The sequence below is a fragment of the Streptomyces botrytidirepellens genome (genome assembly GCF_003721215.1).
Taxonomy (GTDB): Bacteria; Actinomycetota; Actinomycetes; order Streptomycetales; family Streptomycetaceae; genus Streptomyces; species Streptomyces himastatinicus.
This window is the reverse complement of the sequence record NZ_RIBZ01000881.1, coordinates 1-15,274: the sequence shown is the minus strand read 5'-3', so window position 1 is coordinate 15,274 and position 15,274 is coordinate 1. Positions and strand designations below refer to the sequence as shown.

The 15,274-nt window shown below is 71.2% G+C and carries 11 protein-coding genes; 10 read left to right on the top strand and 1 reads right to left on the bottom strand.

Annotated elements, in window-relative coordinates; translation table 11 throughout:
* Positions 1 to 91: 91 nt before the first annotated feature.
* From EEJ42_RS48920 to EEJ42_RS48875, 10 genes are all read left to right on the top strand, one after another.
* Positions 92 to 1,222, top strand: a complete 1,131-nt coding sequence (locus EEJ42_RS48920) for a thiolase family protein (protein ID WP_123108588.1) — start codon at positions 92 to 94, stop codon at positions 1,220 to 1,222.
* A 27-nt stretch (positions 1,223 to 1,249) separates the two neighbouring features.
* Positions 1,250 to 2,395, top strand: coding sequence for an acyl-CoA dehydrogenase family protein (locus EEJ42_RS48915; protein WP_123108587.1), 1,146 nt, complete (start codon positions 1,250 to 1,252; stop codon positions 2,393 to 2,395).
* A gap of 22 nt (positions 2,396 to 2,417) precedes the next feature.
* Positions 2,418 to 3,182, top strand: coding sequence for an SDR family NAD(P)-dependent oxidoreductase (locus EEJ42_RS48910; protein ID WP_123108586.1), 765 nt, complete (start codon positions 2,418 to 2,420; stop codon positions 3,180 to 3,182).
* 28 nt (positions 3,183 to 3,210) lie between these two features.
* The gene (locus EEJ42_RS48905) at positions 3,211 to 4,083 is read left to right on the top strand and encodes a LysR family transcriptional regulator (protein WP_123108585.1); all 873 of its coding nucleotides are present in this window, start codon (positions 3,211 to 3,213) and stop codon (positions 4,081 to 4,083) included.
* Positions 4,084 to 4,220: 137 nt separating this feature from the next.
* Positions 4,221 to 5,312: an MBL fold metallo-hydrolase gene (locus tag EEJ42_RS48900; protein WP_123108584.1), complete on the top strand. Its 1,092-nt coding sequence runs from the start codon at positions 4,221 to 4,223 to the stop codon at positions 5,310 to 5,312.
* On the top strand, positions 5,309 to 6,070 hold the full coding sequence (locus EEJ42_RS48895) for a crotonase/enoyl-CoA hydratase family protein (RefSeq protein ID WP_123108583.1): 762 nt from the start codon (positions 5,309 to 5,311) through the stop codon (positions 6,068 to 6,070). The genes EEJ42_RS48900 and EEJ42_RS48895 overlap by 4 nt, the downstream gene beginning before the upstream one ends.
* A gap of 29 nt (positions 6,071 to 6,099) precedes the next feature.
* Positions 6,100 to 7,659: a long-chain-fatty-acid--CoA ligase gene (locus tag EEJ42_RS48890; RefSeq protein ID WP_123108606.1), complete on the top strand. Its 1,560-nt coding sequence runs from the start codon at positions 6,100 to 6,102 to the stop codon at positions 7,657 to 7,659.
* Entirely contained in the window at positions 7,652 to 8,761 is a 1,110-nt protein-coding gene (locus EEJ42_RS48885; protein ID WP_123108582.1) for a CaiB/BaiF CoA transferase family protein, read from the top strand. Before EEJ42_RS48890 ends, EEJ42_RS48885 begins: the two co-directional genes overlap by 8 nt.
* A gap of 256 nt (positions 8,762 to 9,017) precedes the next feature.
* Entirely contained in the window at positions 9,018 to 10,304 is a 1,287-nt protein-coding gene (locus tag EEJ42_RS48880) for a GDSL-type esterase/lipase family protein (RefSeq protein WP_123108581.1), read from the top strand.
* A 119-nt stretch (positions 10,305 to 10,423) separates the two neighbouring features.
* On the top strand, positions 10,424 to 12,946 hold the full coding sequence (locus EEJ42_RS48875) for a SpoIIE family protein phosphatase (RefSeq protein WP_123108605.1): 2,523 nt from the start codon (positions 10,424 to 10,426) through the stop codon (positions 12,944 to 12,946).
* Here the strand turns inward: EEJ42_RS48875 and EEJ42_RS51570 are convergent.
* The coding region (locus EEJ42_RS51570; RefSeq protein ID WP_184503632.1) for a hypothetical protein at positions 12,939 to 15,274 on the bottom strand (2,336 nt) is incomplete at its 5' end. The genes EEJ42_RS48875 and EEJ42_RS51570 overlap by 8 nt on opposite strands.

Here is a 15,274-nt window from a genome sequence, read left to right as displayed (position 1 = left end):
GAACAGTCGGATAAAGGATCGCTCTTTGTCCGGCCGCTTCCGATCGTGATTCATTCAAGCCGGCCACATTTCGTGAGGCAGGAGACCACACATGCATGATGCCGTCATAGTCGATGCGGTGCGCACGCCGGTGGGCAAGCGCAATGGTGCACTCGCCGGAATTCACCCCGCCGACTTGTCGGCGCACGTCCTTACGTCGCTGGCGGACCGCGCCGGGATCCGTCCGGACGAGGTCGACGACGTGGTGTGGGGGTGTGTGAGCCAGGTCGGAGACCAGGCACTCAATGTCGGCCGGATGGCCGTGCTGGCGGCGGGCTGGCCGGAGAGCGTGCCTGCGACCACGGTGAACCGTGCGTGCGGGTCGAGCCAGCAGTCGGTCCACTTCGCCGCCGCGGCCGTGATCGCGGGACAGTACGACTTCGCGGTCGCGGGCGGTGTGGAGTCCATGAGCAGGGTGCCGATGGGGCGCGCGGGGCAGGACGGCCGCCCCAACCCGTCCACCGTGCTGGAGCGTTACGGCGTCGAGCGGTTCAGCCAGGGCACGGGCGCCGAGATGATCGCCGAGAAATGGCACCTGTCCCGCACTCGGCTCGACGAGTTCTCGTTGCGTTCGCACGAGCTGGCGGCCGCCGCGATCGACACCGGTGTCCTGGATGCCCAACTCGCTCCGGTCGGCGGGCTGAGTGCCGACGAGGGGGTGCGGCGCGGCGGGTCCCTGGAGACCTTGGCCACGCTCAAGACGGTGTTCCGGGAGGACGGTGTCATCCACGCGGGCAACTCGTCCCAGATCTCCGACGGCGCCGGGGCGCTGCTGATCACCTCGAGCGAGCAGGCGAGGAAGCGCGGGCTCGTCCCCATCGCGCGGGTGCACACCGCGGTGCTCGCGGGCGACGACCCCGTCATCATGCTCACCGCGCCGATCAGCGCCACCGCCAAGGCATTGCGCACATCCGGCCTCGGCATCGACGACATCGGTGCGTTCGAGGTGAACGAGGCGTTCGCGCCGGTTCCGCTGGCCTGGCTCGCCGAAACCGGCGCGAAGCCGGAACGGCTCAACCCGCTCGGGGGAGCGATCGCGGTCGGGCATCCGCTGGGCGGCTCGGGGGCGATCCTCATGACTCGGCTGGTGCATCACATGCGGGACAACGGAATCCGCTACGGGCTCCAGACGATGTGCGAGGCGGGCGGGATGGCGAACGCCACCATTCTCGAACTGCTCTGATCGCGGATACGGGAGAGGAGGTACGAGGTGCACGGCACCACCTACACCGAGGAGCACGAGCACTTCCGGGGAGTGGCTCGCGAGTTCCTGACCAAGAAGGTCGTTCCGCGGTTCCCGGAATGGGAAGAGGCCGGGCTGGTCCCGCGCGAGTTCTTCCTCGAGCTGGGCGAGCTGGGGGTGCCCGGCCTGCAGATTCCGGAGGAGTACGGCGGGGGAGGCGCGGAGAGCTTTCTGTTCAACGCGGTCTGGCTCGAGGAGACCGCCCGTGCCCAGGTGCACTTCGGAGGGTTGAGCGTGCACACCAATGTGGTGCTGCCCTACGTCATGTCCTATGCGAACACCGAGCAGAAACGGCGCTGGTTGCCGGGCATGGCCGGCGGAGCGCTCATGAGCGCCATCGCCATGACCGAGCCGGGCACCGGATCCGACCTGGCCGGGATGGCCACCACCGCGCGGCGCCACGGTGACCACTACCTTCTCAACGGCGCCAAGACCTTCATCACCGGTGGCGTCAACGCCGATCTGGTGATCGTGGTCGCCCGCACCGCGCACACCGATGACCGCAGGGACGGACTGTCGCTGCTGGTCGTCGAGCGCGACATGCCGGGGTTCACGCGCGGCCGGACTCTGGACAAGATCGGTCTGAAGGTTCAGGACACCGCGGAGTTGTCCTTCGACGACGTCGAGGTGCCGGTGGCGAACCTGCTCGGTGAGGAAGGCAAGGCGTTCCGCTACCTGGCCGGGAACCTGCCGCAGGAGCGGCTGCACATCGCGGTCACGGCCGTCGCCGCCGCGGAGGCGGCCATCGCGACCACAGTGGACTACGTGAAGGAGCGGCAGGTGTTCGGCAAGCCCGTGGCGGCCTTTCAGAACACCAAGTTCGAACTCGCCGCGTGCGTGGCGGAGACCGACGCGGGCCGGGCGATGCTGGATCGCGCCCTGCTCGCCCACGATGCCGGGGAACTGTCCGGAGTGGACGCGGCCAAGCTCAAGATCTTCTGTACAGAGCTTCAGGGGCGAGTGGTCGACCGCTGCCTACAGCTGTTCGGCGGCTACGGCTACATGCGCGAGTACCCCATCGCGCGGTTGTACGCGGACGCCCGCGTCACCCGGATCTACGGCGGCACCACCGAGGTACTCAAGACCATCATCGCCAAATCCCTCGGCCTGTGAGCAGGCGGGAAAGGTAGCGGATATGCGTTTGGAAGGACTCTCGACCGCGATCACCGGCGGTGGGTCCGGGCTGGGCCTGGCCACCGCGCGGCGCCTGGTCAAGGCCGGCGGACTGGTCACGCTGATCGACCTGCCCGGCTCCGAGGGGGAACTGGCGGCCCGCGAACTCGGCGAAGCGGCGCACTTCGCCCCGGCCGACGTCACCGACCCCGAGCAGTTCGGCGCGGCGCTGGACGCCGCCGACGAGCGGGGCGGGCTCCGCGCACTCGTGCACTGCGCGGGTGCGGGACGCAGGATGAGGCTGCTCGACAAGGAGGGAAATCCCGGATCACTGGAGGACTTCGAGTTCGTCATCCGGCTCAACCTCATCGGCTCCTTCAACGCACTGCGCCTCGGTGCCGCCAGGATCGCCCGGCACGACGAGATCGACGGGGAGCGCGGCGCGATCGTGCTGACCGCCTCGGTCGCCGCGTACGAAGGCCAGATCGGCCAGATCAACTACACCGCGGCCAAGGCCGGCATCGTCGGGATGACCCTCACCGCGGCCCGGGACCTGGCGAGCCGTGCGATCCGCGTGTGCACGGTCGCGCCCGGGATCATGGACACTCCGCTGCTCGGCAGGCTGCGCGAGGACGTCCGGGAGTCGCTGGCGGCGTCGGTGCCGAACCCGCACCGCCTCGGCAGCCCGGACGAATTCGGGCTACTGACCTGCCAGATCCTGGAGAACCCCTACCTCAACGGGGAGACGATCCGCCTGGACGGGGCCATCCGCATGGCGCCGCGGTGACCGGCGGGGGCGCGTAGGGTCTCGTCCCGTGCAGCTGCATCAGGTCGAATACTTCCTCGCCGTGGTCGACCACGGGGGAATCAACGCCGCCGCGACCAGCCTGGAGCTGGCCCAGCCGACCCTGTCGCAGGCGATCCGGGAGCTCGAGCGGCAACTCGGGGTGGAGTTGTTCCACCGGATCGGGCGGGGGATGGTGCTCACCTCGGCGGGGCATGCGTTCGCCGGTCCGGCCCGGCGACTCGTGCGGGACGTCGTCGCCGCGGAGGGCGCGTTGCCCGACGCCGTCGGGCACCTGCGCGGACGGCTGGACATCCAGGCCCAGCCCTCGCTGGCGGCCGATCCCGTGGCGCGCTTGGTCGGAGCGTTTCGTCGGCTCCATCCCAACGTGTTCATCCGGATCGGCGACCTGCGGGACGAGGAGACCGCCACGACGCTGATCCGGGACGGACACTGCGAGTTGCTGTTCTGCCACCTGCCGATCCCGGGCCTGGACGGGCTCGACGTGATCGAGCTCGGTGTGCAGGAGTACGCGATGGTGTTTCCGCCCGGCACCGAGCTGCCCCCGGAAGATCCGCTGCCACTGTCGGCGTTGCCGGACATCCCCCAGGTGGTGGTTCCGCGCGGCGGGTCGTACCTCGGCCAGTTCGAGCGAGCCCTCGCGGAGTCGGGACGGGCGCGGCGTCCCGCCGTGGTGGTGCAGCATCGCGAGGCCAGGTTGCCGTGCGTCCTCGCCGGCGTGGGATGCACCTTCATGGAGCGTTCGGCGGCGGAGGCAGCCGCGGCCCGCGGCGTCGTGGTCCGGATGACCGACGTGACGATAAGCCCGTTGTACGGCTTGGTGTACGACGCGTCCGCGTTGTCGCCCGCGGGGCGGGCGTTCGTCGAGCTGGCTCGGCCGTGACGCCGTACCCTCCCCGGCGCTCCCTTGACCAGCGAACATAGGTTGCGCCTATCCCTCCTTGTGACTCCCGGTCTTTGTGCTCGTCCGAAGCTCGGTGGTGCACTCGATCTCGACGCCCGACGAGGAGGTAGGTACTGGTGGAGGTGACCGGAGCCCGGCAGGAACGGGCTTGGCAGCAGGGTGTCCTGCCGCCCGTCGAGGAGGTACGGCCGGGCCTGTGGTCCATCCCGGTGCCCTTTCCGCGCAACCCGCTGCGGTACGTGCTGGTGTACGCCTTCGCGCTCGAGGACGGGGTCGCGATCGTCGACGCGGGATGGGACTGCGACGAGGCGTGGGAGGGGCTCAAGTCCGGGCTCGCGACGGCCGGTTACCAGATCTCCGACGTACGGACGGTGCTGGTCACTCACCTGCACCCGGACCACTTCGGCCTCGTCGGCAGGGTCCGGGCCCGTTCCGGCGCACGAATCGCCATGCACCCCGCCGATGCCCGCCTGCTCCGGCACCGCGGTCGCCTCGACGAAGAGGACTACGCGCACGTCTCGCGAGAGCAGTTGCGCCGGGCCGGTTGCCCCCGGGACCTCTACACCGGGCAGCACGCGATGCCGTTGGTCCGCTTCGAGGCGTGCGATGGAGCTGACGACGCGCTGCACGATGGCGACCGCGTCGATCTGCCGGGGTGGAACCTGCGCGCGGTGTGGACGCCGGGACATACCCCCGGCCACCTGTGCTTCGTGGAGCGTGACCTGGGCCTCCTGCTCAGCGGCGACCACGTGCTGCCGCGCATCACCCCGACGATCCTGCTCTCGCCCGGTCACGAGCGGGACCCGCTGGGCAGTTACGCGGCGTCCCTGCGCAAGATCGCCGATCTCGACGTCGACGAGGTCCTGCCCGCCCACGAGTGGCGGTTCCGCGGGCTGCGCGACCGGGTGCACACGATGCTGCGGCATCACGACGACCGGCTGGCAGAGATCGAGCACGCGGTCCGGAGTGCCCCCGGGATCACGGCTTGGCAGGCGACCGAGCGGCTGACGTGGTCCCGGCCCTTCCAGCAGATGGCGCAGCCGTCGCAGCGGCTGGCGCTGCGCGAGATCCTTGCCCATCTGGTCGTCCTCTCCGAGCTGGGGCGGGTGCGGGAAACCGGCGATCCGGTGGCCCATTGGTACCCCTGCCCGGTGTCCGACGGTCCCCTTCTGGTTCCGCAGACGACAGTCAAGGAGTTCCCGAGGTGAGCACAGTCCTGACCGAATGCGCGGACGGTGTCGCGGTCATGACCATCAACCGGCCGACCGCGCGCAACGCGGTCGATCTTCAGGTGGCGAAGGAACTCGCCGCCGCGGTGGACGATTTCGAATCCCGCCCCGACCTCGTCGTGGGTATCCTCACCGGCGCGGGCGGAACGTTCTGCGCGGGCATGGACCTCAAGGCTTTCTCGCGCGGCGAGCGCCCGTCCCTGCCGGGGCGGGGCTTCGCCGGCATGACCGAGCGGCCGCCGGGCAAGCCGCTGATCGCCGCGGTCGAAGGCTGGGCCCTGGCCGGCGGGTGTGAACTCGCCCTCGCGGCCGACCTGGTCGTCGCCGCCACGGACGCGAAGTTCGGTCTGCCGGAAGTCCAGCGGGGCCTGGTCGCGGCGGGCGGCGGGCTGTTGCGGTTGCCGAAGGCGCTGCCGTACCAGCTGGCCATGGAGGTCGTGCTTACCGGCGACCCGCTCACCGCGGAAGTCGCCCACGCGCATGGGCTGGTGAATGTCCTCACGGAGCCGGGCGACGCACTGGCGGGAGCCAGGAGACTGGCCGCCCGGATCGCGGCGAACGGCCCGCTGGCGGTCCGTATGGCGAAGCAGATCGTGACGGCGGCGGTGAGCTACGGCGGCGCCGATGCGTTCGCGGCGCAGCGGGAAGCCGTGGAACTGGTCATGGCCTCCGCCGACGCGAAGGAAGGGGCCCGAGCCTTCACGGAAAAGCGGGCGCCGGTCTGGAAGGGGCAGTGACGACGGTGTATCCCCAAGCCTTCACGGGAATGACGATCAGCGACCAGCTGGCTCGGCACGCGCGGATGACTCCGGCAGCGGCGGCGTTCACGTTCGCCGGGACCCATCGCTCCTACGGGCAGCTCGACGACCGCGTCAGCAGGCTCGCGAACGCGATGGCCGAGCGTGGCGTCGGGACGGGCGACCGGGTCGCGGTGCTGGCCCACAACGGCCTGGAGATCGTGGAGACGTACCTGGCGTGCGCCAGGGCGGGCGCGATCTGCGTGCCGCTGAACTTCCGGCTGGTCGCCGACGAGATCGCCTACCAGCTCAACGACAGCGGCGCGGTCCTCACGGTCGTGGACGCTCCGCTGGCACGCACCTTCGCCGACGCCCGGACGCGGGCCGGGTCACCGACCGCCCGTCTCGTCGTCGGCCGAACAGACGATGCCTTTGTGGGCGTGGAGTCCTACGAGGACGCGTTGCGAACGGCGTCGCCGGACCACGTCCCGTCGGCGGCGGATCTGCACGCGCCTGCGTTCATCATGTACACCTCCGGCACCACGGGCAGACCCAAGGGAGCGGTGCTCACGCACTACAACGTGCTGACCCAGACGGTCAGCAAGGCACTGCACGTCGGGATGCGCCAGGATTGCCGGACCTGGCTGATTCCCACGCCGATGTTCCATATCGCGGGCCTGGCGTCCATGGCCACCAGCCTTTTCGTCGGCGGGCGCACGGTGCTCGGCCGGTCCGTCGCCTTCGACGCGGCGGCAACGGTGGACCTGCTCGAGCGGGAGCGCGTCAACTGCTGTTTCTTCGTCCCCGCCCAGTGGCAGGCGATCTGCGACCTGCCGGACATCGGCGAGCGGGACCTGTCGGCACTGCGGCTTGTCTCGTGGGGCGCCGCGCCCGCGTCCACGACATTGCTCCGAAGAATGGTGGAGCTGTTCGGCCACGCCGACATCACCACGACGTTCGGGCAGACCGAAACCTGCGGTGTGACGACGATCCTCCAGAGCGAGGCGGCGCTCCGCAAGATCGGTTCGGTAGGCACTCCGATGCTCAACATGGAAGTCCGCGTCGTCGACGAGAAGGGTGCCGACGTCCCGCCGGGCGAGGTGGGCGAGATCGTCTACCGCGGCCCCTCGGTGATGACGGAGTACTGGAACAAGCCCGCCGAGACCGCGGCGACGTTCGCCGGCGGCTGGTTCCACTCCGGCGACCTCGTCCGGCAGGACGAGGACGGCTATCTCTACGTCGTCGACCGACTCAAGGACATGATCATCTCCGGCGGCGAGAACGTCTACTGCGTCGAGGTGGAGGACGTGGTCGCGGCCCATCCGCAGGTTGCCGAAGTCGCCGTCGTGGGTGTACCGGACGAGAAATGGGGCGAGACACCGCTGGCGGTCGTGGTACCCGCCGACCCTGCGGAGCCGCCCACCAACGAGGACATCACACGCTGGTGCCGGGAACGGCTCGCCGCATACAAGTGCCCCCGCCGGGTATCCATCGTGGACATATTGCCGCGCAACCCGAGCGGGAAGGTGCGCAAGAACGAGCTCCGGGGCCGTGCGCGATCGCTGAGCGCAGGAGGCCACCTTGCCTGACCCGGAACCCCAGGGCGGGCCGCTGCGCGGTCTACGGGTGATCGAGCTCGCCGGTATCGGCCCCGGCCCGCACGCCGCGATGCAACTCGCCGACCTCGGTGCCGAGGTGGTCCGCGTCGAGCGTCCCGGCCCACGCGCGGACGGTGACGCGACCTTGCGTGGCCGTCGCCGCGTCCGGATCGACCTGCGCGCACCGGGCGGTGCGGACTTGGCGCTGGATCTCATCGAGCACGCCGACGTGCTCATCGAGGGTTTCCGGCCCGGCGTCACCGAGCGGCTCGGGCTCGGCCCGGATGCCTGCCTGCGGCGGAATCCACGGCTGATCTACGCGCGCGTCACCGGCTGGGGCCAGAACGGCCCGCTGGCGCCGCGCGCCGGACACGACATCAACTACATCTCGATGACCGGTGCGCTGCACGCCATCGGCAGGGCGGGGGAGCGGCCGGTGCCGCCCTTGAACCTGGTCGGCGACTTCGGTGGCGGCTCGATGCTGCTGGTGGTCGGTGTGCTCGCCGCACTGTGCGAACGGTCCCACTCGGGTGCGGGGCAGGTCGTCGACGCAGCGATGGTGGACGGGGCGGGCCTGCTGAGCCAGATGATCTGGTCGATGCGTGGCCAGGGCAGGTGGTCGGACGAGCGCGGTACCAATGTGCTCGACGGTGGGGCACCGTTCTACGACACGTACGTCTGCGCCGACGGTCGCCATGTGGCGGTCGGCGCGATCGAGCCCCAGTTCTACGCGCAGTTGCTGACCGGGCTGGGCTTGCGCCCCGAGGACCTGCCTGCCCAGCGCGATCGCAGCGGCTGGCCGGAGCTGCGCGAGACGTTCGCCGCCGCCTTCGCGACCCGGACCCGGGACGAGTGGGCCGCGGTGTTCGCCGGGACCGACGCGTGCGTGAGCCCGGTACTGACCTTCGCCGAGGCCATGGCGCACCCGCACGCCGCAGGACGAGAGGCGTTCGTCGAGATCGATGGGGTCGTACAGCCTGCGCCGGCGCCCCGGTTCTCCCGCAGCAGGCCCGGCCTGCCGGCCTCGGCTGTCATCGCTCCCGACCCGCGGACCATCGTCGCCGAGTGGTCGTCGGCCCGCGCCGGAGTGTGAGGGGACGTCTGGAAACCATGACGCGGCCGGCGCTGAGCGAGCGTGCTGCGACCGGCTCCGGAAACCCGCGGCGAGATCCTGCCGCGGCGAGCCCCGCGGCCCGAGCGGTCCGTCAGCGTACCGCTCGGGGCCGGACCACCACCGCATCGACGCGGCCATCAGCCGTGGAAGCATCACGCAACCCGTGAGCCCGGTTACCCACTGGAGAACCGGAGATCGCAAGGCTCGGACACCCGCCGCAAGCGAAGGAACCAGCATGCTCCCGCTCCGTACACCCAAGCTGCGACGTGCAGCCGCAGCTCTGGCCTTCATCCTCACGGCGTCCGGGCTCATCGGCTCCGCCACCGCGGCGTCCGCGCCCGCCGGCCGGCTCTCCACCCGTCCGTGGTTCACCTCCTGGGCGCAGTCCCAGCAGAACCTCGCCCCGACACCCCTGCGCGACCAGACCGTCCGCATGATCACCCACCTCAGCCAGGGCGGCCACGCGCTGCGGATCCGGATCCAGAACACCTTCGGTACAACCCCGCTCACCCTCGACGCCGCCACAGTGGGCCTCAGCAGGCGGAACGCGGAGATCGGCGGCGCCGTCCGCGCCGTCACCTTCAGCGGCCGCCACCTGGTGGTCGTCCCGCCCGGCGGTGAGGTGTGGAGCGACCCCGCCGCGCTGGTGACCCGCCCCCAGGACGACGTCGCGGTCTCCCTGTCCGTCTCCGGCACGGTCACCCCCGGCCGGCACACAAACGCCTTCCGTACCAACTACCTCACCCCGGCCGGCGCGGGTGACCATACGTCCGACGTGAGCGGCGCCGCCTACACGGAGAGGGTCGACTCCACCTACCTGGTCAGCGCCGTCGACGTACGCAACCCCACACTGAAGGGCACGACCGTCGCCTTCGGCAGTTCGGTCGTCGACGGGAACGGCAGCACCAACTGCGGGCCTGGCTGCACCGAGACGGGAACCAACCGCCGATGGCCGGACGACCTGGCCCGGCGCATCACCACCGAGCTCCCGCGCAATCGGCAGCTCGCGGTCGCGAACGCGGGCATCGCCGGCACTGCGAGCGCCGCCGTCTGCCCCGGCACGCCCGCCGCCGCCATCGGCCTGGACGCGGCGGCCCGCCTGGACCGCGACGTGCTCGCCCTGCACGGCGTCACCGGCGTCCTCTACTACTACGGCACCAACGACCTTGCCTACGGCTGCGACGCTGCCCAGATTCTGCGCAGCTACCACGAGGTCTTCCAACGCTTGCACGCCGCCGGGATCAAGGTCTACGTCACGCCCATCACCTCGCGCCCCGGATACACGGACCAGAACAACCTCGACCGCTACACCGTCGGCACCTACGTCAGGAAGTGGAACAACTGTGCCGGAACGTGTGACGGCGTGACCGACTTCGATCAGGTGCTCAAGGACCCACTCAAGCCCAACAACATCAACCGGGCCTACGACACCGGCGACGGGATCCACGCCAACATCGCGGGCCAGCAGGCACTCGCCGACTTCGTCTCGCTGCCGATGCTCAGCTCCTCGGCCGCGCGCTGAGTGAGGCGATGTAAGCGTGCCGCCCGCCAAGGGTCAACACGTGATCCGGCGACCCGTCACCCCCGAACCGCCGCTACCAGGTGTGACGTATGGGTATATGTTAGAAACACCCTGTGAAGGTGCGTTCTGCCCTGGGCTTGCGCAGCGTCGCCGGGCAGGTGTGCGCCCTGATGCTGGTGATCGTGACGTTGCTGGTGCTCGCCACAGGGACCACGCTGGTCCTTCAGGCCCGCAGCGGCCATGAGACGCAGGCCCGGGGGCGCGCCCTCGCCATCGCGGACACCTTCGCGGCCGCCCCCGGCGTCCGGCGGGCGCTGGAGTCCCGCGATCCCTCCGCGACCCTCCAGCCCTACGCGACGAGGCTCCGGCGCGAGTCCGGTGTCGGCTACATCGTGGTGACCAGCCCCCGGGGCCTCCGGTACGCCCACCCCGACCCGAAGCTGATCGGCACCCGTGCCGCCCTTCCCCTCCATCCGGCCACGGCCGGTCGGTCCTTCACGGACGAGATCCCGGCCGCCGCCCTCCCCGGCCCCTCGATCCGCGCGGCGGTCCCCGTCGCCGGGGACCGGGGCCGGGTCGTCGGCATCGTCAACGTCGGGGTCGCCCTCCCCGAGGTGTCCGCTTCGGTGAGCCGTCAACTGCCCGTGCTCTACGGATCCACGGCGCTCGCCCTCGTCCTCGGCGCCGCGGGCGCGGCGCTGGTCGGCCGACGGCTGCGGCGCCTGACCCACCGGCTGGACCCCGCCGAGCTCACCAGGATGTACGAACACCACGACGCCGTGCTGCGCGCCGTACGGGAAGGCGTGCTCATCCTCGACGGCCAGGGGCGGCTGGTGCTCGCCAACGACGAGGCCCGGCGGCTGCTCGGACTGCCGCCGGAGGTGCGCGGCGGGCGGCTCACCGAGGCCGGGCTGGCCCCGGAGACCGCGGGACTGCTCGCCTCGGGCCGCGCCGTCACCGACGAGGTGATCCAGGTCGGGGACCGGCTGCTGGCGGTCAATCAGCGCCCCGCCTCGCGCCGCGGACAGCTCTGGGGCAGCGTCGCCACCCTGCGCGACACCACCGAACTCCAGGCGTTGACCGACAAGGCCGACGCGGCATGGGTGCGGCTGGAACTGCTGTACGACGCGAGCGTCCGCGTGGGCACCAGTCTCGACATGACGCGCACCGCCGAGGAACTGGGCGACGTCGCGGTCCCGCGCTTCGCCGACTTCGCCACCGTCGACCTGCTGGAGTCCGTGCTGCGCGGCGAGGAGCCGGTCGACGCGCGGTCCCGCATGCGTCGCGTCGCGGTCAGCGCCGTACGGGAGGAGCGGCCCCAGCCGCCCTCCGGCCACACCCTGCTGGCCGTCCCGCTCAGCGCCCGGGGCGTGCTGCTGGGGCAGGTCGAGTTCCGGCGCCTGGAGGGGGCCGCGCCCTTCGACGACGAGGACCGGTCCTTCGCCGACGAACTCGTCGGCCAGGCGGCCGTCGCCATCGACAACGCCCGGCGGTACGCGCGCGAACACGCCACCGCGCTGGCCCTCCAGCAGAGCCTGCTGCCCCGAGGGCGGCCCGAACAGCGCGCCGTCGAGGCCGCCTACCGCTATCTGCCCGCCCACGCCGGTGTGGGCGGCGACTGGTTCGACATCATCCCGCTGTCCGGCGCGCGGGTCGCCCTCGTCGTCGGCGACGTCGTCGGCCACGGGCTGCACGCCGCCGCCACCATGGGCCGGTTGCGCACCGCGGTCCACAACTTCTCCGTCGTCGACCTGCCGCCCGATGAACTCCTCACCCAGCTCGACGACGTGGTGGCCCAGCTCGACCAGGAGGAGGCCGCCAGGAACGGCGGTATCGGCGCGGTCGGGGCCAGCTGTCTGTACGCCGTCTACGACCCCGTCGCGCAGCGCTGCACCCTGGCGCGGGCCGGTCATCCGCCGCCCGCCGTGGTCGACCCGGGCGGCACCGTGACCATCCCGGACCTGCCCGCCGGGCCGCCGCTGGGGCTCGGCGGACGGCTCTTCGAGGTGTCCGCGATCCCGCTGCCCGCGGGCAGCCGGCTGGTCCTCTACACCAACGGACTCGTCCAGGACCGCGAACGGGACATCGACACCGGACTCGACCTGCTGCGCCGGGCCCTCGCCCCCGCCGACCCCGACCCCGGGCGCACCTGCGACGCCGTGATGGGTGCCCTGCTGCCGCCGCGCCCCACCGACGACGTGGTCCTGCTCGTCGCCCGCACCACCGCCCTGGACGAGCGGCACGTCGCCTCCTGGGACCTGCCCCCGGACCCCGCCGTGGTCGCAGGAATGCGGGCCGCCGTCGCCCGCACCCTGGCCGACTGGAACCTGGACGAGGCGGTCTTCACCACCGAACTGGTGGTCAGCGAACTCCTCGGCAACGCCATCCGGCACGCCGACGGCCCGATCCGCCTGCGGCTGCTGCGCAACCGCACCCTGATCTGCGAGGTCGCCGACGGCAGCAGCACCTCCCCGCATCTGCGCCGCGCCGCCATCACCGACGAGGGCGGCCGGGGTCTGTTCCTGGTCGCCCAGATGGTCCAGCGCTGGGGCACCCGCTACACCAGCGAAGGAAAGATCATCTGGGCGGAGCAGGACCTGCCGCACGACCTGCCGGAGGATGTGCCGTCGGGGCTCAACTGACGATGGCGGCCGCCGTGCTCATCAGCTCGGGGAGGGTACCGGTGAAGTCGGGCAGCAGCCGCAGCGCCAGCGCCCACGCCTCCGGATCCTCGCCCAGATGGGCGGTGGCCAGCTCCAGGGCCGCGCGGCCGACCGCGAGCGCCGCCGCGTCCGGCGGGCCCTGCCGCGTGCGGTCGTGGTGGTACATCAGGTAGGCGGCCGCGTGCCCGGCCGGCCTCGCCTCGTACAGGACGTCCAGCGGGGTCAGCATGCCGAGGCGAGCCGCCCTGTCCAGCCACTCGTTCCGGCGGTGGCGCCGCGGCAGCGGATAGTGGCGAACCAGGTCCAGAGGGCTCGGCCGGGGCCCGGTGGACTTGTGCGTATACATGTCGTGATCGAGCCGCAGCGACGCCACACCGCAGTCGGCGCGCAACTCCTCCGGGCAGCCGTCCTCATGGGCGAGCACCACCAGCAGGGCATCGGGGAGCGGATCGCGCTCATGCTCCCGGACCAGCTCCGCCCAGGGCAGCCCCGGCCCGATCTCCTCGGCCATCCGCTCCAGCGCCGGTGTGGCGAGGTCGACGGTGCCGCATTGGGAGCGCAGGAACTCCACCTGAGCCGCCGGCCCACGGGAGCGCGCCAGCTCCGCGCGCAGCACCGACAGACCGTCAGCCACCTCCAGCGCGCCCCGGACGATCTCATGGGTGGCCTTCGGCAGCGGATGCTTGCGGCTGCGGCGCTCGGGAAACTCGGTCTCCTCCAGCAGCCCCCGCACCTCCTCGGCACCGTGCCGCTCCCACACCTTGACCAGCAGATGCAACTGCCCGGCGAGCGTATGCAGCTTGATCTTGCCGAGCAGGATGCGGGCCAGCCGCGGATCGCCCGATTCGCAGATCGGCAGCAGCCAGTGCCGCCGCCCGCTGACTCGTATCTCCTCGATCAGCTCATCGGTGATCGGCAGCGGCTCCGTTCCCGGTACGGGGCCGAAGCGGCGGCCCGCGAGGACGCCCCGGCGCTGCTCGTCGGTGAGCGCCGTATACACGTACAGCGAGGTGTTGATCTTGGGGTCGTCGTGGAGCAGCAGTTCCTCGATCTTCTCCGCGGGCAGCTCCCAGTCGGAGGCGACGGAGGCCAGCACCGATGTGCCGTGGAGGCTGACGAACAGGTCGCGCAGGGCGGGCGAGGGCTGGTGGAAGACCAGCAGATGCTGGACGCAACGCCGGTCCAGATGGGGCGCCAGCGCCATCCGCACCTCCTCGGTGGCCTGCTGGAACAGCTGGAGGAACACCGCGCGGGCGCCCTCCGGACGCTTCACCGGATACTCGGCTTCCAGCGGCCTCGGCCAGCTCTTGCCACGGTGCTTGGCCTGCTGCTCGACGGCGGCGGCGACCAGCTCCGCACTCGTCCCCGTGAACCGGGGGAGCAGCGAATACAGCGCGCGCCAGGCCGCGAAGTCGTCGCCCAGCGGCTCCAGCAGCCCGGCCATCGCCGGGCCGAGCGGCTCCATGTGGTCCGGAAGTGAGGCCAGGACCCGGGAGGCGGGCCGCACTTCGGCCAGGACGCGGTCCACCGGGTAGGCGCCTTCCCGGATGCCGCGCCGCAGCAGATGCGCCAGGCGGTCGTGGTGGTAGCCGTCCTTCCAGTCGGTCTCGGTGAGCAACCGCCAGGGCAGCGGGGAGGTGTCCGGGAGGTGGGAGGACCGCCGGTACGCGGCCAGCACCAGCTCGTCCGGGCAGTCCGGGCGGGATGCCAGCAGTTTGAGCGGGAGCCACGGGAAGGGCTCGCGCTTGTGCTCGGCCAGCAGCAGTTCCCAGTCCACGGCGCCCAGCGGGAACTTCCCGTACCCTTGGGTGAGTTCACGGAGGCGACGCACCAGCTCCTCGCCGGTCGGCGGCGGTGCGTCCTCCTCGGCTTCCCGGGTCGCCGCCTCGTCTTGGGACGCCTTCTCGCCGCTGGACGCCGTCTCTCCGACGGATGCTGCCTCGTCCTCGGAAGCCGCCTCGGCGGCCACCCGCTCGGCCCTCTCCAGCACGGCAGCCGGGTCCTGGGCCGCTGCCGCCAGGCGCACCACATCCGTCACCGCCGAGTGCAGAAAGGGCACTTCGGCCAGGGCGGCCAGCTCGGCCACTCCGCCGTGCGTGAGCGTCGCGTGGCAGGCCTTCAACTGCTGGGGGATGTCCAGTGTGGTGCCGATCTTCTCGATCACATGCCGCACCACCTCTGGGAACGGCGCCTCCAGCGCCGGGAGCAGGTCGTCCGACGCGGTGGCGGACAACAGGAAGTCCACCAGGCCGCCCGGGGCGCGCCAGCCGGGGTCGGCCGGACGCGCGGCCGCCGCGCCGAGCACCG